Annotated in this window: 17 protein-coding genes; 4 read left to right on the forward strand and 13 right to left on the reverse strand. The window is 58.1% G+C overall.

Annotation, left to right across the window (positions count from 1 at the left end; genetic code table 11):
• On the forward strand, window positions 1–1,548 hold the full coding sequence (locus OHL18_RS09300) for a GMC family oxidoreductase (RefSeq protein ID WP_263374526.1): 1,548 nt from the start codon (window positions 1–3) through the stop codon (window positions 1,546–1,548).
• Window positions 1,549–1,719: 171 nt separating this feature from the next.
• On the opposite strand, the gene OHL18_RS09305 is transcribed toward OHL18_RS09300, so the two are convergent.
• A complete protein-coding gene (locus OHL18_RS09305) occupies window positions 1,720–1,893 on the reverse strand; it encodes a hypothetical protein (RefSeq protein WP_263374527.1) in 174 nt (57 codons plus the stop codon).
• A gap of 694 nt (window positions 1,894–2,587) precedes the next feature.
• Entirely contained in the window at window positions 2,588–2,971 is a 384-nt protein-coding gene (locus tag OHL18_RS09310) for a tyrosine-type recombinase/integrase (protein ID WP_263374625.1), read from the reverse strand.
• A 326-nt stretch (window positions 2,972–3,297) separates the two neighbouring features.
• On the opposite strand from OHL18_RS09310, the gene OHL18_RS09315 reads away from it, so the two are divergent.
• Both OHL18_RS09315 and OHL18_RS09320 read left to right on the forward strand, forming a co-directional pair.
• Entirely contained in the window at window positions 3,298–4,368 is a 1,071-nt protein-coding gene (locus tag OHL18_RS09315) for a DmsE family decaheme c-type cytochrome (RefSeq protein WP_263374528.1), read from the forward strand.
• Between the two features lie 26 nt (window positions 4,369–4,394).
• Entirely contained in the window at window positions 4,395–7,028 is a 2,634-nt protein-coding gene (locus OHL18_RS09320; RefSeq protein ID WP_263374529.1) for a hypothetical protein, read from the forward strand.
• A 9-nt stretch (window positions 7,029–7,037) separates the two neighbouring features.
• Here OHL18_RS09320 and hypE read toward each other — a convergent pair whose 3' ends face one another.
• From hypE to OHL18_RS09375, 11 genes are read right to left on the reverse strand one after another with little or no spacing between them, the layout of a single operon-like run.
• Window positions 7,038–8,078, reverse strand: a complete 1,041-nt coding sequence (gene hypE / locus OHL18_RS09325) for a hydrogenase expression/formation protein HypE (RefSeq protein WP_263374530.1) — start codon at window positions 8,076–8,078, stop codon at window positions 7,038–7,040.
• Entirely contained in the window at window positions 8,041–9,168 is a 1,128-nt protein-coding gene (gene hypD, locus OHL18_RS09330) for a hydrogenase formation protein HypD (RefSeq protein WP_263374531.1), read from the reverse strand. The genes hypE and hypD overlap by 38 nt, the downstream gene beginning before the upstream one ends.
• Window positions 9,165–9,422 (reverse strand): HypC/HybG/HupF family hydrogenase formation chaperone, encoded by a 258-nt coding sequence (locus OHL18_RS09335; RefSeq protein WP_263374532.1) that lies wholly within the window; start codon window positions 9,420–9,422, stop codon window positions 9,165–9,167. Before OHL18_RS09335 ends, hypD begins: the two co-directional genes overlap by 4 nt.
• Entirely contained in the window at window positions 9,413–11,695 is a 2,283-nt protein-coding gene (hypF, locus tag OHL18_RS09340) for a carbamoyltransferase HypF (protein ID WP_263374533.1), read from the reverse strand. Before hypF ends, OHL18_RS09335 begins: the two co-directional genes overlap by 10 nt.
• Window positions 11,696–12,409, reverse strand: coding sequence for a hydrogenase nickel incorporation protein HypB (gene hypB, locus OHL18_RS09345; protein ID WP_263374534.1), 714 nt, complete (start codon window positions 12,407–12,409; stop codon window positions 11,696–11,698). It abuts the gene before it with no gap.
• Window positions 12,340–12,768: a hydrogenase maturation nickel metallochaperone HypA gene (gene hypA / locus OHL18_RS09350; RefSeq protein WP_263374535.1), complete on the reverse strand. Its 429-nt coding sequence runs from the start codon at window positions 12,766–12,768 to the stop codon at window positions 12,340–12,342. The genes hypB and hypA overlap by 70 nt, the downstream gene beginning before the upstream one ends.
• Before the next feature lie 12 nt (window positions 12,769–12,780).
• The gene (locus OHL18_RS09355) at window positions 12,781–13,338 is read right to left on the reverse strand and encodes a hydrogenase maturation protease (RefSeq protein ID WP_263374536.1); all 558 of its coding nucleotides are present in this window, start codon (window positions 13,336–13,338) and stop codon (window positions 12,781–12,783) included.
• The gene (locus tag OHL18_RS09360; protein ID WP_263374537.1) at window positions 13,335–15,032 is read right to left on the reverse strand and encodes a nickel-dependent hydrogenase large subunit; all 1,698 of its coding nucleotides are present in this window, start codon (window positions 15,030–15,032) and stop codon (window positions 13,335–13,337) included. Before OHL18_RS09360 ends, OHL18_RS09355 begins: the two co-directional genes overlap by 4 nt.
• Entirely contained in the window at window positions 15,032–16,345 is a 1,314-nt protein-coding gene (gene nrfD / locus OHL18_RS09365) for an NrfD/PsrC family molybdoenzyme membrane anchor subunit (protein ID WP_263374538.1), read from the reverse strand. The genes OHL18_RS09360 and nrfD overlap by 1 nt, the downstream gene beginning before the upstream one ends.
• Window positions 16,342–17,286 carry a hydrogenase 2 operon protein HybA gene (gene hybA, locus OHL18_RS09370; protein WP_263374539.1) on the reverse strand — a complete coding sequence of 315 codons (945 nt, stop codon included), beginning with the start codon at window positions 17,284–17,286 and terminating at the stop codon, window positions 16,342–16,344. The genes nrfD and hybA overlap by 4 nt, the downstream gene beginning before the upstream one ends.
• The gene (locus OHL18_RS09375; RefSeq protein ID WP_263374540.1) at window positions 17,283–18,446 is read right to left on the reverse strand and encodes a hydrogenase small subunit; all 1,164 of its coding nucleotides are present in this window, start codon (window positions 18,444–18,446) and stop codon (window positions 17,283–17,285) included. Before OHL18_RS09375 ends, hybA begins: the two co-directional genes overlap by 4 nt.
• Before the next feature lie 313 nt (window positions 18,447–18,759).
• Here OHL18_RS09375 and OHL18_RS09380 point away from each other — a divergent pair, with 313 nt between their 5' ends.
• Entirely contained in the window at window positions 18,760–19,077 is a 318-nt protein-coding gene (locus tag OHL18_RS09380) for a c-type cytochrome (protein ID WP_263374541.1), read from the forward strand.
• Window positions 19,078–19,088: the final 11 nt, after the last annotated feature.

Here is a 19,088-nt window from a genome sequence, read left to right on the forward strand (position 1 = left end):
ATGCGAACGTTTTCCGATGACGAAACCGTCGACGCTGTTGTCATTGGGACCGGAGCTGGCGGCGCACCGATCCTTGCCAAACTCGCCGCCGCCGGCCTCAAGGTCGTCGCATTGGAAGCTGGCCCATGGTGGCAGTCTCCCATGGACGAATTCGCCACCGACGAGCTCGCCGCTGCCAAGCTTTACTGGCTCGACGAACGACTCTCAGCAGGCGATACCCCAGAGGCCTTTGGTGCCAATAACTCCGGCACCGGCGTCGGCGGCAGCACTCTCCACTGGGGAGCATTCGTTCCCCGCGCTGACCCACGCGATTTCCACATTGAAACGGATTTTGCTGTTGGTGCTGACTGGCCCCTGAGCTACGATGACCTCCTTCCGCACTACGAAGCCGTTGAGCGCTTCCTCGGAGTAAGCGGCCCCGCCAACTACCCTTGGGACCCCGCACGGCATTTCCCGACTGGCCCCGTCCCGATAAATGCTCCCGGTCAGCTTATGCAGCGCGGCTTCAACGCACTTGGCCTCCGCACCAGTGCCGCTCCCATCGCGGCCCTCAGCGAGGACTACGCCCAGACCGAGTACGGCCACCGCCCCGCCTGCGTCAATCGAGGCTTCTGCCACCAGGGCTGCCGCAACGGTGCGAAGGCCAGCATGGACGTTACTTACTTGCCATGGGCCGTCCGCAGCGGCGCTGAGATCCGCCCTCAAAGTTTCGTCACTGGGTTCGAGCGCAATACTCAGGGCGACATCAAGGCCGTCATCTATCGCGACGAAGCTGTAGGCATCGATCGCCGCCAGTGCTGCAAAGCCGTATTCCTCTGCGCCGGAGCCATCGAGACCCCACGCCTCCTGCTCCACAACAACCTCGCCAACGCCAGCGGCCAGGTAGGCCGTAACTACATGGCGCACGTGGCCACACAGGTCTGGGGCACCTTCTCGCAACCTATTCGCATGAACAAAGGTTTCCCCGCCACAGTCATCTCCGAAGATACCCTGCGTCCATTGGGCGCGGACTTCGCCGGCGGCTACCTCGTCCAATCCCTCGGCGTCGTTCCCGTCACCTTTGCGACCCAGGTCGCCCGCGGTCGAGGTCTCTTCGGCACCGACCTCACCACGTATCTCGACCACTATAACCACCTCGCTGGAATCGGCATCAACGGCGACTGCCTCCCCTCCGCGCGGAATTTCCTCGAACTCTCCGGCGAGCTCGATATCCGGGGCATGCCCAAGCCTCGCATTCACTTCAGCTATGGCAAGCAAGAGCAAGCCATGACCGCCCACGCCTCGAAGCTGCTAACTGCCGCTTGGCAAGCTGCTGGCGCCAACGACATCTGGACCTACGAGCGCTCCGCCCACACGATCGGTACCTGCCGAATGGGTATCGATCCTGACCACTCGGTCGTCGACCCGTACGGCCGGGTCCATGACATCCCTAACCTTTGGATCTGCGACAACTCCATATTTCCAAGCGCGCTCGCAGCGAACCCAGCCCTGACGATCATGGCCATCGCTCACCGCGCTGCAGCCCACTTTCTCACGTCCGACCGCTAATCTCGCTACGAAGTCATGAGTGGCTTTTCCTTAGCTTCAATCTCAGCTTCTGAGAACAGACCAATGCGCGTTTCCAGCCAAGAAATGTTGAATCGTAATTCCGATAACTTCCGTGACAAGAGCGATTCACTGACGAAACATTTTGTAACTACTAATGCTCGTTTACTTGGCTCATTGCGAGTTGAGTGTGACGGAGTAGATTTCCTGTGTTCCCGTATCTCTCAACAGGATCGGAGCATCTTCTGGCGAGAGCGAGAACTGCACTCCCGCCAACCCTCCTGTGATGCGGATCTGTGACAAATCAGTTACTCTTTCGATCCGGTGGTCGCTGATGCGAACCTTCATGATCGCCGGTTCGTCGTCCCCTTGTAGATAGAAGAGCCAATTGCTGTCGCGAGACCATCGCGGGAGCCCCCCTGCTTCTGACAAGACTGCTCCACGACTGTGTGCTCCTATCGAAGACCTGGGTTTCACTTCCACCGGAGACCTTCGAGGCGGCGATATAGCGGCTGTCGGTAGTACGCAATCGACTTGAAGCTCCTCTTTATATAGGCGCCCTACTATCTTCCAAGACAAACCCAGTAAGCACATCGAGAACCTGGAATCCTCAAGAAGCGATCGGGCAACACCTGCAAGATACTCTCTCGGATACGGTGTTGCCGCAGCTATCTCCGGGATCAGTACGTTGCGACCTTCGATGACCGCTAGGAATCTTCAAGATCGCGGCGGCCGCTCGGGGGAGAGTTTGTTCGTCGCAGTGCGTTTGACGAGAGATTCTAACGCGTCTCGTTTCGCTTCCATTCGGATATGGCTGTAGTGCTTGAGCATGTTCTTCGAGGCGCGTCCGGCGATATCCATGATGCTCGGATCCCAGCGCCGCTCTCTGTAAGGTCATTAATCATCGTGTGGCGATGATCGTGCCAACGCCCCGTGACTTTGGCCTTCTTTCGCACATCATTTCAGGCCGTCTTCAGAGTCGTGACAGGCCTTGAAGGGTCGCTTGGTGGCGGCTTGTCAAATGGGAAGACGTACCACTGGGCTAGATCGAAGCGAAACGGTCGCGATACCAGTCTGCGCATTCGCTCATGGTCTCGGCAAGTGCGGAGTTGAGCGGAGTCGTACGCCCCTCGCCTGCCTCGGTCTTGCTCTTTCCAACTGGGAGGTAGCCACGCTTTAGATTGATCTGGTCCCAAGTGAGCTGCTTCGGTTCGGCGTCGCGAATTCCTGCATTCAGGGCGAGCATGATTGCAGGATGGATGTGAGGAGACTCAGCCATCTTCGCTTGTTCCAGCATCCGCAACTTCTCCTCTTCGGTGTACGCCTTGCCTATCGACTTGCCAAGCTTGTCGCAATGGTCGATCGAGCTCGGTGACTTGTGATCGGACCACGAACGTCGGCGTATGGAACGCCTGACTCCCGGCATAGCATCGGGATAGAGTGATTCGAGATGCAGCTTCCCGTGGATCTTCCGCGGCACCCGAAGAGGAACTGAAAGGCCTCTCCTGGCTCTTCATCACTGAACGGAAGCAACCACGAAGGTATCCGGCGATCCCTTAGGAACTTCCTGTTCAGGGCTCCTCTTTGCCTGGTCGCAGCTTGGTGTGAGCGCAATTGCTCAGCAATCTAGTTCTTGCGCGCAGATACTCGCACTTGATTCATCTAACCACGTCCTCGCATTTCGCTCGCATCACGCAAAGAGCATTCAACGCAACGCGCATTGAGCTTTTGTAACTTCCATTGGCGACTCCCATGAAGCGTGTTCTCCTGGTCCTCGCGTCGCTCGCATCAAGCTGCTGGATTTACTCGCAGCCGTGCACCGCCCAGACGGCCTCGCAGGCGATTACGAGCAGCAAGACCGACATCATGAAGGTCTCGGACTTTGTCGGCTCCGAAACCTGCGAGCTATGCCATGCCGACCTCTCGAAGAAGTTCGCATCGAACCCCCACGTGGAACTGGCTCTCGAGCACGGTGGCAAAGGAGTTACTTGCGAAGGCTGTCATGGCGGCGGAAGAGCACACGTCGAGTCAGGTGGCGACCCGACCAAGATTCTGCAACTCAGCAAGATGCCCGCGAGGCAGATGGACGCGACCTGCCTGGGCTGCCACGCGAGTGCTCATCCGAATTTCTTGCGCTCGGACCACGGTAAGGCGGGTGTAAGCTGCACAAGTTGCCACAGCGTCCATGGCTTGATTGCCGCAGCCGCTCCATCCGCGACAGCTGCTCCCGCGCCGCCCGTCGCGAAGCTCGATAAGAAGTCGCGTATGAGCGCTCGCCTCTTCGATTTGATGAAGCCGGATCCGACCATCACCGATCCTGTGCAGTGGAACGCGGCCACTGTCGCGATATCGGGAGACAACCCGAGCCTCCTCAAAGCCCCGCAGCCGCAGCTCTGCTTCAGTTGCCACAGCGACATCAAGCCGGCGTTTAGCCAGCCCTTCCATCACAAGGTCAATGAAGGTCTGATGAAGTGCACCGACTGCCACGACACGCATGGCACCTTCAATAGCACTCAACTGCGTTCAACCGCCGATCAGAACATGGTCTGCACAAAGTGCCACACTGAGACCCGTGGGCCATTTGTCTTCGAGCACGCGCCAGTGAAGGCGGAAGGCTGCCTCAGTTGCCATTCTCCTCACGGCTCTCAGAATGCGAGGCTGTTGAATGTGCCCAACATCAACCAGATGTGTAACCAGTGCCACAGCCCGGTTGCGTCAGGGACGATTCACGGCATGGGTTCAGGCTCGGCTGAGGTGCAGTCCTGCATTAGTTGTCACACCATGATTCACGGCTCCAACATCAATCCGGCTCTGATCCGATGAGCATCGCCGCGCAGATGAGGCTTGAGATGACGAAGATCGATTGGTTTTCCTGGCCGTATGAAGGTCGAGCTTGTCGGCCGAGCGTCCATCGCATCGCAATGGCCCTCATGGCTGCCGGACTTCTAATCGTCACCGCGTCAGCAGCTGCCCAAACCGCACCCGCCTCCCCTGCAACATCCACAGCCAAGCCTAAAGCTCCAGTTGCAGTCGATGCTCCCGCAGCGCCCGCTGTTCCAGATCAAGTCCCGGATCAAGTTCAGGAGAACGGATACGTGATCCGCCAGACCGCTGACCTCGGTGGCCATCTGGTCGGCATCTCAGGCAGCAGTGCCATGTACGACACGCTCGTCAATGTCCACTCCGGCCCGCGCGTTCTCGGCCAGAGCTTCACCATGCATGCTGTGGGTGGAAAAAAGCATCCACTTATGGATTCGCTCTCGGCCTTCAGCAACGGCTTTGGCGGCGACCCTATTAACTTTGCCAGGCTGTCCTTCTACAAAGGAAAGCTCTACGAGTTCACCGGGAGCTTCCGCCGTGACCGTCAATACTTCGACTACGACCTGCTGGCGAATCCCAGCATTCCGGGCGGAATTACCACTCCCTACGGAATGGTTGACGGCGTACCCACCACCGCTTCGCTGGCGCAGCAGCAGGTCAATCAATCGCCTGTACTGTTCAACACCGTGCGCAGGATGACCGACACCAGCCTCACCATTCTTCCACTCTCGAAACTCTCCTTCCGCGTGGGCTACTCGCAGAACATCTTTCAAGGGCCGAGCCTAAGCCCCGGCTACTCCATCGGAACCTCTGATCAGTTGCTCAATGAGCTGCAACGCAACAGCACCGACGACCTCTCCGGCGCAATCATCTGGAAGCCGCTGGAGCTGACCACACTCACGTTCGAAGAAAGAGTCGATCACTACAAAGAGGACTCCCTTTATACTCTCGCCCAGAACCAGTTCAACGTGCAGGAGCCGGATGGCACGCCCGCCGCGCTGGGCAACTGGGACGCGACAGCGTCTCCCTACTCCATCGCCTCTTGCAACGCGACGAGCCTCGGGGCCGCTTACACCAACGCTACCAATTACACGATCCTTTCCGCGCCGCAAACCGCCGGTGGCCGCCCGATCATCAATCCCGCATGCGACGTCACCACGAGCTATCTCCGCTCTCAGCCAACGCGCGCTATCTATCCCACCGAAAGTCTCCTCTTCCAGAGCTCCAGCATCAACAAGCTCATCCTCAATGGCGACTTCCGTTACACCATTGCAAACAGCAACCTAGCTAACTACTACGAGAACTTCCAGGGTCTTGATGGTGCCATTCGCAACTACACCTTGACGGGCAACGCGAAAGTCCAGCGTCGCGTGGTCAACTCCGACCTTGGCCTGACGTGGCTGGCGACCAAGACCATCAGCTTGTCCGAGCAGCTCGACTTCTCGAACGTCCACCAGCCCGGCAGTGCAAACATCACTCAGGGAACTACGCAGAACACGCCGACAACGGCGGGCAATGAGACGATCAACTATGCGGGCCCGCTGGTCGCCGGACCGAACTTCACCATCGAAGGCAATCCCACCGGTGTGCCACTCTACGGCTACTTCGGTCAGCGCTTCCTGACCAACAACGCCTCCGTCAGTTGGGACGCATCGTCCCGCGCCACGCTTACATTTACCTTTCGTTACCGGCAACACAACATCGTGCAGACCGCAGGCACCGGTTCTTCAAGTCTCCTCGTCACGATCAATGAAAGCGGCGGTATCTTCAACATTGCCTATCGCCCGACGTCAAAATGGCGGATGAACGGTACAGCCGAGATGCTCTACGCCGACAATGCGCTAACTCCTTTGGGCCCAAGGCAGACCGTGCACTTCCGCTATCACACGCTCTACAAGATCAAGCCATGGGCAACGTTCACGGGGGCCTTCAATGATCTGGAGCGCCATAACAATACCTTCAACACCGGGGTTACACCGATCGACGGCCCGCTCCAGCATGTTGACCACACGCGCAACGTTGGAGTCGGCCTGACGGTTGCACCGAACGAACACTATGGGTTCGACATCAACTACGACTACTCGGACATCTATATCTCGACCAACGTCTGCTACCTGAATGGCGCCACCGCCACGCTGCCTGGCACAGCCTCTTTCAACAGCAGTGGCGGCCCGAATATATGCCCGGGCGTGTTCGTGAGGGGTTCGAAGACAGTGCTCTCGGATTGGGGGCCGACCAAAGACTTTGCTGACGCCCCAACACAATACGCCTCAGTGGGAGTAAATTTATCTCCGAACTCAAAGGTCCGCACCGCCGCCGGCTATCGCATCAGCGCTGTAAGCGGCAATCAGTTCTTCGCCAATGCGCAACAGGTCAACGGATCGCTTCAGTCTGCGTATCAGTCTCCGTACTTCAATGTGGCTTGGAAGCTCCACACAGGATTGATATGGAAGGCGGAGTATAACTACTACGGCTACGGCGAAGGCGGCACTTCGGGCGCGCCCTTCTGTAGTAACTCAACGTCACTGAGTTCAACTGTGCTCCCTTGCAACTCTCCCGCGTTGATAGGGCCCACGGGATTGAAAGAGTCACCCGCTGGCCTGAGCGCTCCGAGAAATACCCATGCGAACATCCTCACGCTTGGTATGCACTACGAGTTCTAGACCAGGCCACTAGCAGATTCTCGGCAGTTGCTCGCCCGACAGCATATCAAGTACCCGATTGCCCCCGATCCTGCTTCGCACCGTAACAATCCCTGAAGCTCGATCGTATACGGTTCCAACTCGCAGTGCCCCGCTGGAGACAGCTTGCCCACGCATCGCCTCAAGCGCACGATCTGCATCGCCTTCAGCAACAAACACGGCGAATCTTCCCTCATTCGCGACGTACAGAGGATCGAGCCCTAACAACTCGCACGCTCCGCGAACAACATCCGAGATTGGCACCAACGCCTCGTCAATCGTGATGCGAATGCCCGCCACGGTCGCGATCTCATTGAGCGCAGATGAGAGCCCGCCCCGGGTCAGGTCGCGCAGGCAATGCACATCGATCCCGGCTTCAAACAAAGCATTCACCGCCGGCCATAGACACGCCGAGTCGCTCAACACCGGGCCTTCAAACTCCAGGCCATCGCGCACGGAGAGAATCGCGATGCCATGTGATCCAAGATCTCCGCTTACAATTACAGCGTCGCGAGCGCGAACGCGCTCCGGCCCAATCGGCGTGGGCGCGACAACAAGCCCGATGCCTGTTGTGTTGATGAAGATCCCATCGCCTTTACCCTTGTCGACGACCTTCGTATCGCCCGTGACGATGGGGACGTTCGCTGCAAGTGCGGCATCGCGCATGGAGTTCGCGACGGCCTGCAGCATCTCCATCGCAAGCCCCTCTTCGAGCACAAACCCCGCACTCAGAGCGATCGCCCTTGCGCCACACATTGCGAGATCGTTCACTGTGCCATTCACGGCAAGGTCCCCGATAGTCCCGCCGGGAAAGATGAGCGGTTGGACCACATAGGTGTCGGTCGTCATCGCCAGCCTTGCACCGCTCGCCGAGAAGAGTGCTCCATCATGTCGAGAGTTCAAGGCAGTATTTGAGAACGCGGGAAGAAAGACTTCCTCAATCAACTGGTTCGTCAACCTGCCCCCGCCGCCGTGTGCGAGCAGTATCCGATCCTTAGCTGGCCGCGGCAAGGGACACGAGAGATTCATCATCTTCCTTCCTTCTTCCAAAGTGGAAGTACGCGGCACATGCGCCTTCAGAGGAAACCATCGGTGCTCCCAGCGGCGAGTCGGGCGTGCAGCGTCTCCCAAAAGCGGGACAGTCGTACGGTCTCTGCAACCCTTGCAACACCAGTCCAGCGATACACTCACTCGACTCTTCCGCATCATCAAGCACGATGCCAAATCGGAGCTCGGCGTCGAAGCTCGCAAACTCTTTGCGAAACCGGAGACCACTTGACGGAATCTCTCCAATCCCGCGCCAGGCACGATCTGTTACCTCGAAAACTTCGTTCACACGCTTCTGCGCCGCGCTGTTGCCTTCGCGGCGAACAGCGCGGGTGTACTGGTTCTCCACTTCAAATCTTCCTTCTTCGAGCTGTTGGACAATCATCAGTACACCTTGCAATAGATCCAGCGGCTCGAAGCCTGTAACCACGATAGGCACGCGATATCGCGCACTGATGGCCAGGTACTCTTCATAGCCGGTCACCATGCAAGCATGGCCCGCCGCAAGAAACGCCTGAACACGGCTGCTAGGCGAAGCAAGCACTGCCTCCATCGCTGGTGGAACGAGGACGTGCGAAACCAGCATCGAGAAGTTCGATAGCCCTTCACGCGCCGCCTGCCACACAGCCATCGCATTTGCCGGTGCCGTTGTCTCGAACCCCACGGCAAAGAAGACCACCTCGCGGTCAGGATTCGATCGCGCCAGTTGCAGCGCGTCGAGCGGGGAATAAACGATGCGCACGTTGGCACCCAGCGCCTTCACATCGAGCAGGCTCTGTGCCGATCCAGGAACTCGCAGCATATCGCCAAACGAGCACAGGATTACCTTCGGCAACATCGCGGTTGCGACCGCCCGATCAATCATCGCGATGGGTGTCACGCAGACCGGACATCCAGGACCGTGAACGAGCGTGATCTGTTCAGAAAGGAGTTCCTGTAGCCCTGTCTTCACGATCGTATAAGTCTGTCCACCGCACACTTCCATCAACGTCCATGGGCGTGTGGTCACGCGTCGAATCTCTTCTGCCATTCGCTGCACGGCGGCGTAGTCCCGGTACTCATCGAGGAACTTCACGTTCGAACCTCCTGCAACTCTTCGAGCAGGTCAAGCTCTCGCAACGCATCGAACACGCGGCCAGCCTCAGTCTCCTCGACGACCGACAGTGCAAATCCAACATGCACCATCACGTAGTCGCCCACCCGCGCTTCCGGCGTGTAGTCCAGGCAAACCTCCTTACGTATACCTCCGAAGTCCACCTTGCCGGTCCGCAAACCGAAGAACGGCTCGACGACGATGGTAACGACCTTTCCTGGCACCGCTAGACACATGGGGCAACTCCTTTGAGGATTCGACTTCCAAGGACTGCCTGTCCCAGCGCAAGCCCGCCGTCGTTCGCGGGTACCAAATGATGCGTGAACACCTCGAAACCGCTGGCCTCGAGCAACAGGGATGTGCGGCTGCTCAGATATGCGTTCTGAAACACGCCTCCGCTCATCACCACTTTGCGATGGCCAGACTGGCGGGCAACAGCGAGTATCCAATTCGCGAGAGCGTTATGAAACTTGGCTGAGATGAGTGCTAGCTCAATATCGTGGCGCTTGTCCGTCAGCAGTTCTTCGACAAGCGAGGTCCAGTCCCCCACTCCTTCTCTGTGATGGATCTCGTAGCTTGCATCAGTCCGCGTTCGGCCTATCGCCCCTTCGAGGCACATCGCAGCCTGCCCTTCAAATAGGTTCGCTTCACCCGCGCCCGAGAGATACGCGATCGCATCGAAGAGTCGTCCCACGCTGGAGGACCGTGGCGAATTTACTCCGCTCTCCAGCGTCGCTAGCGCCCCCGCACCATTCTTGTCTGAAAAATGCGCGTCTCCCGTCCCATACATCTCCCACAGCAGGCCAGCCGCCGGGCGGGAACAGTCGCGCATCGCGGTCTCTCCGCCTGGCAGCGCGAAAGGTCGGAGATGAGCGACACGATCGAAGCCATCTTGATGGCCATGAAAGAATTCGCCGCCCCAGATCGAGCCATCCTCTCCAAGCCCGGAGCCGTCCCACGTCACGCCAAGATAATCCCCGGTCACTCGATTCTCCGCGGCACAAGCAGCCACATGAGCGTGATGATGCTGCACGCGTACAAGTGGAATCCCAAGTTGTTTGGCGCGTACCTCTGCCCACATGGTCGAGGCATAATCGGGATGCAGATCGCACACGATAGCCTCTGGTTCGAAGCGATAAAGCCTGCAAAGGTCATCGACAGCACGTTGAAACGCGTCTCGCGTCTCCAGCGAATCGAGATCGCCGATATGTTGACTAAGAAATGCCTGCCGTCCAATCGCGATGGCGACCGTGTTCTTGAGATGTCCACCCACGGCAAGCACAGGCCTAAGTTCCTCTGTAACAGAGAGCGGCAGAGGTGCGTGGCCACGCGCACGGCGAAGAATCTGAAAGCTATTGCCCCGGTCGCTCGGGAGCACACGAACAACGGAATCGTCGCAGGGCCTTTCGATCGGCCGGTCGTGGACAAGGAAGATATCGGCGATATCGACCAGCGCAGTGAGAGCTTCTTCATTGTGGATAGCGATGGGCTCCCCGGAGCGGTTGCCGCTGGTCGCTACAACCGGGAACGGGTACGCCCGCATAAGCAGATGTTGTATCGGCGAGCTTGGAAGCATGATGCCAAGAACGGAGGAACCTTGCGCAACCTCGGGCGCAAGATCATGCTCAACTCTTGGCTGTAGCAAGATGATCGGAGCCGCCTGCGACCTCAGCAGCTCTTCCTCGGCGGTATTGAGCTCACAGTAACGCCGCACATATTCGATGGAAGGCATCAGCATGGCGAAGGGCTTATGGTCGCGATGCTTGCGTTCGCGAAGTCGCTTCACTGCGGCAGAGTTTCGCGCATCCACCATCAGATGAAAGCCGCTGATTCCTTTCACCGCCACGATCTTGCCCTCCGCTAACGCATGAGCAACATGCGCGATAGGATCGGCCTCACTTCCCGGAGACACGCGGAGCCGTGGCCCGCATTCGGCGCAAGCGTTCGGCTGCGCATGAAACCGTCGGTCTCCATGCGATTCGTACTCGCGCCGGCACGACCTACAAAGCTCGAAGTTCCGCATCGTCGTATTCGGTCGGTCGTAGGGGATGCCAATGAGAATCGAGTAGCGGGGGCCGCAGAGTGTGCAGTTCGTGAAGGGGTAGAGATGACGGCGATTCGCGGGATCGAAGATCTCGGCCAGACACTCTTCGCAAGTAGCAAGGTCTGGCAATATGGCCGCGCTCTTTGCGCGTGCGTTGTCCACGGACTCATCGCTCCGAAGAATCTCGAAGCAGCTCGCCCCGGAAGGTGCCACGCGGAGTATCTCTTCAACTCCCACAACCGCTGCCCTTGGGCGCTCCCTCTTGAGTTCAGTCAGAAATTGCTCGATCGCCTCCGACGCGCCTTCGACTTCAATCTCCAGGCCCGCCAACGTATTTCTAACCCAGCCACCAAGACGCAGTCTCGTGGCCAGACGGTAGACCGTCGGGCGAAATCCCACGCCTTGCACCGCCCCATGCAGCGTCACACGAAGACGTTCAGTGCGCGTTGCTACGGCGACCGGCACCTACGCCCCCACCATCACATTCGCCCGCCTCGTCGCTACGGCATGCTGCAGCCAATCGGTCCAATCGCTAAGGCCAACGCCAGTCCTTGAGGAGAGCTTGAAGACTGTCGCATTGGGATTGATGCTCCGGATATTGGCTTCAAGTTCCTCCAGGTCGACATCGGACGCCATTGCCAGATCAATTTTATTGATCAGCACAACGTTCGCCTTGTGGAACATCACAGGATACTTCCTGGGCTTCTCAGCCCCTTCAGCCACGCTGCAAACAACCACACGGAGGCTCTCTCCAAGGTCGAAAGAAGCAGGGCAGATCAGGTTGCCAACATTCTCAATGACAAGCAAGTCAAGCTCATCAACGGGGAAGACTGCAAGTGCCCGCGCGACCATGCGTGCGTCAAGATGGCAAACGGTGCCAGTCGTGATCTGGTGCGAGCGCACGCCCAGCGCCTGAATGCGTTGCGCATCCAGATCGGTCTGGAGGTCGCCTTCGATCACCGCAAGCCGGCAGCGTCCCTCGAGCGATCTGATCGTAGCTTCGAGCAGCGTTGTCTTGCCCGCTCCTGGCGCGGACATCAAGTTGATCACCAGCAGATTCCGGTCCTCGAACATCTGGCGGTTCTCGGCTGCAGTCTGTTGATTTGCATTCAGGACGTTGGTCTGGACAGAGATTCGCTCTGTTGTTCTCGCGGCACTTCCTTCTGTGATCGGTTCCATTGGCTCCACTCCTCTTCTGTTTCAACTTCGATGTACTCGATCTGCAGCTCTTCACCGGAGAGGATCTCCATGGGAAAGCCGCACACCGTGCAGATCAGGCATATCCCGGCGACAGGCTGTGTGGCCTTATCGCAGACCGCGCAGCGAACAAGGATGGGCACTCTCTCAATCTCAAGCACCGCGTGTTCAGCAAGTGTCCCTTGCCGCGCAATCTCGAAGGCAAACTCCAATGCCTCCCGAACAATCGTCGTAAACTCTCCAAGCCGCAACTTGATGAGCTGAATCGAGCGGGCATGCTGCGCGCGCGCCTGCTCATCGGCGATTTCGAGGATGCTCTCGGCGATAGAAATCTCGTGCATGCTTCGCCGCTCTCATGCTGCCGTTGGGCGCTTAGTATCCACAAGGGGGAGCCACCAAAAGTTCGGTGTGACTTTTGTCGACCGAGCACGGCAAGCGACACCAAGATTTTCCAGCAGATCCGCGATCGTCGCAGAGGCCTCCCATCCGATCTGCACCAATCGCTGACTGACACCTTCAGCGAAAGTGCAGGATTCCGGAGTAATTCCAAGGACAATGAGTTCAGACGGAGCGTGTCCTGCCAGGCGCAGATGGGCGAGTGACTCCCATAGCCCAGGATCGTGACCGGTAATGCGAAGCTTTGCTCGGCTTGATACGAAATCCTCTTCACGAAAGAAGGAGATCGTGCCCGGTGGCGTCGCGGAGTGAACTGCATCGACAATCAACACAAGATCCTTGCCGTAGAGATAGGGCGCAAGGTCTAGACCAGGAGTGCCAAGGTCCATCACTTCGACATCTTCACCGCATTCATAGGCACACCGAAATGTCTCGACCACAAGCGGACCGAAGCCGTCGTCGCCCAGGAAGACATTCCCCAGGCCAATGATGGAGACCGAGAGATTCGCGGTCATTGGACCTTCACCTGCGCGATCTCTTCTCCGCTTACATCGAGCGTGTGGCAGGAACAGGCCATGCAAGGATCGAACGAGTGCACCGTACGAAGCACTTCGAGGGGCTTCTCCGCATCCACAACGGGATTGCCGATCAGCGATGTCTCATAGGGACCCGGCACGCCCTTCTCATCACGCGGGCTCGCATTCCATGTCGTCGGCACAACCGCCTGATAGTTGGTGAAGGCTCCGTTCTCAATTACCACCCAGTGCGAGAGTGCACCACGCGGAGCCTCGTGCATACCCATGCCCATCACTTCGCCCTTGGGGAAGGTGGGTACGTTGTAAGTCGTGTCGTCGCCATTCAGGATGTTCGTCTTCAGCAACTCCAGATGGTCGAGCGCAAGATCCGCCAGCATCGACGAGCGAATAGACCGCGCAAGATATCTCCCCATCGTCGATTGCATATCGTTAGGCGTGACCTTCAGCCCATGCACCGATGCAATCTGCGTGAATGCGCTGTCCGTCCATTTCCGTGTCAGCGGGTGCCCCTGCGCATAACCAACCAGTATGTTCGCTAACGGCCCAACCTGCATCGGGTTGCCATCGTAACGGGGCGCCTTCACCCACGTGTACTTCGCGTCTTCCTTGAAGTCGGTGTAGTCGGGAATGGTCTCGCCCTTATAAGGCTGCAGTGGGCCGCCGCCCTGGTACCACGCATGAGTAGAGTCTTCGGTCACAGCCTTGCGAAAGGCATCATCCTTCCAATCCTTGATGGGCCGCACGGACGCCAGATCGCCATTCATGATCACGCCGCCCGGCAGGTCGAACTTGGTGGCCTTCGCATCCAGTGGAAGATCTGGCACGGCAAGATAGTTCGCCACTCCCCGGCCATACTTAAACCACTCAGGATACGAAGCGGCCAGCAGGCAGTTGTCCACAAGGAAGACCTGCTGCACAAAAGGAATCAAGTCTTCGAGGATAGCCTGAAGCATCCCCAGTCGGTCCATGTTCATTGTTGCTAGGCTATTCAGATTGATCGCGTTCATCACTCCGCCCACGGCGAGGTTCTGAATGTGCGGCGTCTTGCCACCAAGGATCGCGACCACCTGACACGACTTCCTCTGAAACTCCAGCGCCTGAAGATAGTGAGAAAACATAATCAGGTTTAGCTCTGGACTCAGGCGCATCGCCGGATGTCCCCAGTAGCCATGCGAAAAGATTCCCAATTGGCCGCTTGCAACGAGTCCCTTCACTTTGTTCTGCACAGCTTCCAGCTCCTTGCGAGAGTTGCCTGACCAACTGCTCGATCCCTCTGCAATAGAGGCCGCCTTTGTCGCATCCGCCTTGGGGATCGACATAATGTCCACCCAGTCAAGCGCGGACAGATGATAAAAGTGGACGATGTGATCGTGGAGCGCATGGCAGATCAGGATCAGGTTGCGGATGTACTGCGCATTGGGAGGGATATCCAGGGCAAGCGCATCTTCAACCGCGCGTACCGAAGCCATCGCATGGACGGTGGTGCATACACCGCAGAATCGCTGGGCAAAGACCCAGCCCTCACGGGCATCGCGGCCGCGAAGGATCGCCTCAAGCCCGCGCCACATCGTGCAACTTGCCCACGCCTTGTTGACAACGCCGCCGTCCACTTCCACATCGATGCGCAGGTGGCCTTCGATGCGAGTTACGGGATCAATCGAGATACGGACCATCAGGCACCTCTTTCTAATGTGACTGCTGGTGTGAACGGTGTGCTGGCGACCTTGTGGGGCCATCCAAACGGGCGAAAGCTGTGGTCCCACGTTCTGTTTTCGCCGGGCAGAACAGCGAAGTAGTTGATGGCGAGGATGAATCCCACCATCCCCACCGCGATCCATCCCGCCGCGATGAAAAGCTCAGGCACAGACGGAAAGTAACGGGTGCTATGCGGCGGCATGTACGCAATCGAAGTGGGAATAAACCGATACGCAGTGCCGCCCACGCAAGCAAGTGCGGCCATGTTCAGCAACGAACGCGGCGTCTCGCGCACGCGTCGAAAACGAAGCGCTACCGCGGGTGTGAGAATCAATGCGCTCTCGAAGAGGAAGATCAGGCTCATGCCGTTGAGTGCAAACGCAGTGTGGAGCTGGCCTCTCATCGTGAGATCGACCAACCGCACCGCAAGGAACGCCACGCACACGCCCGACAAAAGATTCGCAAGCTCGTTCAGGACATCCGCGTCGAGCGCTCTTCCATAACGAAGGCACACGATGAGCAGAAGAAAGATCGTAAACGCAAAGCCGCACAGACCGGCTGCGATGAGGTAAAGCAGCGGCATCGCTGGCGACTGCCAGATGGGATTAATCTTCGTTCCCGCAAGCAGCAGTAGACCTCCCAACGAGGACTGATGCATCAAAGGAATAACGTAGGCCCCGATGATCAGGAATGGGTAAGCCTTGCGGATTAGCGGCGAGAAGTGACGCAGGAACGCTCGTGCCTTGTCATTGCCCGTGTAGTAGAGCCGCTCCAGGAACAACGGAAGAATCTCGAACGACAGAAAGACAAAGCAATAAAGTGGCATGCAGATAGAGATCTCGAGCATCGCGGACTCGCTGTTCCATCGCCAAGGCAGGATGGCGCTATAGAAGTTCCATGGGCGACCGATGTCGAAGCCAAGCGCTACCAGGCCCGTCGCATAGAACAGAAACCCGGACACCAGCGCCGTGCGCATCACCACATGAAGCCTCTGCCGGTTGAAGACCCACGCTGCGATTCCCAGCGCCAGCGGGCCTGATCCCAACGCGGTCAAAGTCATCACGTTGAAGGTCTTCCAAATGCCCCAAGCATAAGCGTCGTTCATGCTGGAGAATGGCCCGAGCGGCGAGAAGAAACGTAGCGCCGCCAACCCAAGGCCCAGAGCAGCCACTCCCAAAAGAAAGAGCACAAACGGCGTAAGAATGGGGCCACGCGTCACTGGCACACCGCATTGCCAGTGGTTGATGAGCGTCGTTCCGCGCTTGTCGGCTGTGGATTGAGTGTTCGTCATAGCTGGTCCGGGAACCCCGAATTCTTTGCATGTTCCAACCGCTCTAGTTCATGCCGGTTCCAGTTGCGCCGGATGAAGAAGCCAAGCACGCTGCCCATCACGATCGGCCCCGAAAGCCACTTATAGATGTGAGAAGTCACCTTCGTTGCATAGTGCCCAATTGACGTTGTCCCGAGCTTTGGCAGGCCAATCTTCTGGAAGGACACGCTCGACAGATAGAGCACCTGTGTGCCTCCGGCCTCATGCTCGCCGTAGACGCGCTCTTCAAAGTATTTGCCCGGCGTGGATACGATGCGATCCTTGGCCTTGGCAAGCAGGTCGACACGCTTGCCGAAGATCACCGCTCCGGTGGGACAAGCTGCGGTGCACGCTGGCTGAAGATCTTTCTTCAAGCGCTGGTCGTAGCAGAACTCGCACTTGACGATCTTCGGGTTCCAGTCGGCCCACTGAAACTGCGGCACCTCGAACGGACATGCGACCTCGCAGTATCGGCACCCGATACAAAGTGAGCTATTCCAGGTCACAGCGCCCCAGTCACTCTTCTTGAGCGAACCAAAAGGGCAACCGGTGACGCACGCAGGATCAAGACAGTGCATGCACTGCTTCTTCACAAACGCGAACTCATCAGACTTCGGATCTTGATAGAGCTCGATGATGTTCTTCGTCTGTGCGTTCAGGCCCGTCGGCATGTCCCATATCCCACCCGAAAGCAACGTGTCCGCAGGCAGGCCGTTGGCCTCGTTACAGGCTGGCATGCACGCCTTACATCCTGTACACACCGTGCTGTCATAGAGCATCGCGATCGCCTCTGTTGGCGCGACCGGATGCGCGGGGTGCTCCTCCTCAGCCTTTGCTGTCTTCGGCAGCAATCCCGTTGCCACGGCTCCGCCAAGACCCACCATCACCTTGAAGGCCTGTCGCCGGCTGAGTGCGACACTCATGGTTGCGGCCGATCGGATTCAGAGGGTCCCGGCTTGCTCTTGCTGTCACGAACTACAGAGCCCGGAACACTCTCATCGTCTTCAGCTTTCGAGAACTTCCGAGACGCAATGTATCCTGCGCCAGCAGCCGCTCCCACCGCAATACCCACAAGCCCCGTTGCCAGCGGACTGATCGTACTGTAGGTTGTGCTGATCGGCGCAAAGGCCGTTGGCGGCGCTGCAATCGTGTGCAGTTGTACGACCTGGAACATGGGCACTCTGAACGCGATCGCCTTCTCCGTGCATCCAATGCAGGGTGCTCCAATCCCAATAGGCCACACATCCGGAATCTCGTTGAAGTGTCGCGTAGAACAACCTGCATGGGTGTCTGGCCCTTTGCAACCCATCTCGTAGAGACACCAGCCTTCGCGATGGCCCTGGTCGCCATATTGCTTTACAAAGTTGCCGGCATCGAAGTGTGCGCGCTTCGGGCAGTGTTCGTGAATGTCGCGATCAAACGCGAACTTCGGCCGGCGCTGCTCATCGGTCTCAGGGAACGTCCCGTTGGCTGCATACTGTAGCACCACGCCCAGCATCGTGTAGGGATTTGGCGGACATCCGGGAATGTTGATGACTGACTTGTCCGGCATAAGATCCGCTACACCCACGGCCCCCGTCGGATCGGGATCAGCCGAAGGAATCCCGCCCCACGAAGCGCAGGAACCAATCGCAATGATCGCCGCGGCTTTGCCTCCCACATCGGACAAAACGTCAAGCGCGGGCCGCCCCGCGAGCTTCATGTAGACGCCGTGGTCCTTCGTCGGAATCGATCCCTCGACCACAAGAATGAACTTGCCCGCATACTTCGCCACTGCCTCGTCCAGGGCCTGCCTTGCCTGCAAGCCCGAGCCCGCCATCAGCGTCTCGTGATATTCAAGCGAGATCACATTCAGGATCAGGTCGGCAAATCCAGGATGGGACGTCTGCAGCATCGACTCCGTGCATCCTGTGCAGTCCTGAAAGTGGAGCCAAATAATTGGGGGACGGATCACCTTGTCCAATCCGGCGGCGACCTCTTCAGGCGTCTTCTTATCCGTGATCGCCAGACCATACGGGGCCGCAATCATCAAGCTCGTGCAGAACACGAGGAAAGATCGGCGACTTATGCCGCTCTGCAACATCCGTTCGTCGATTGTTCCAAGAGCTTTCGCGAGGACGATAAGGCCACCGGACTTTCTGATCGTGGTTAATCGTGAATCCCACCGATCGCGGGAATGTACCCAGCTTATTGCACCTCGCAGCCCCGCGACTGTCCCCGATTGCTCACCCCGTTATCCTCACGACGCACAACCGATCATCCTCACGACGCATTGCGTGAGCACAAAGGCACAGCCCCGCGCGCCATCACAGGGGCATACTCTTCGAAGTGTTAGAAGTACGAGTGCGCTTGCAAGCCGCTGCTCCACAACCGTAGAAACAGAAGAGGGATTGTCCATGAACAACTCATTCGCACGTATCGTCCTGGCAGTCGGAATCTCCTGCATCGCGGCCTCCGCTCATGCGCAGAGCGGCTCCGACACGTACAAGGCCAAGTGCCAGATGTGTCACGCCGCCGATGGCTCCGGCTCTACTCCCGCTGGCAAAGCGATGAAAGCCCTACCGCTTAACTCGCCCGATCTGATCAAAGCGTCCGACGCACAACTGATCGCTGCGACGACGAGCGGTAAGGGTAAGATGCCCGCGTACGGAACTAAGCTCACAGTCGCTCAGATCAAAGACACCATCACATACATCCGCACACTGCAGAAATAAACGAGGCCAGG

The sequence above is a fragment of the Granulicella aggregans genome, from assembly GCF_025685565.1.
Taxonomy (GTDB): Bacteria; Acidobacteriota; Terriglobia; order Terriglobales; family Acidobacteriaceae; genus Edaphobacter; species Edaphobacter aggregans_B.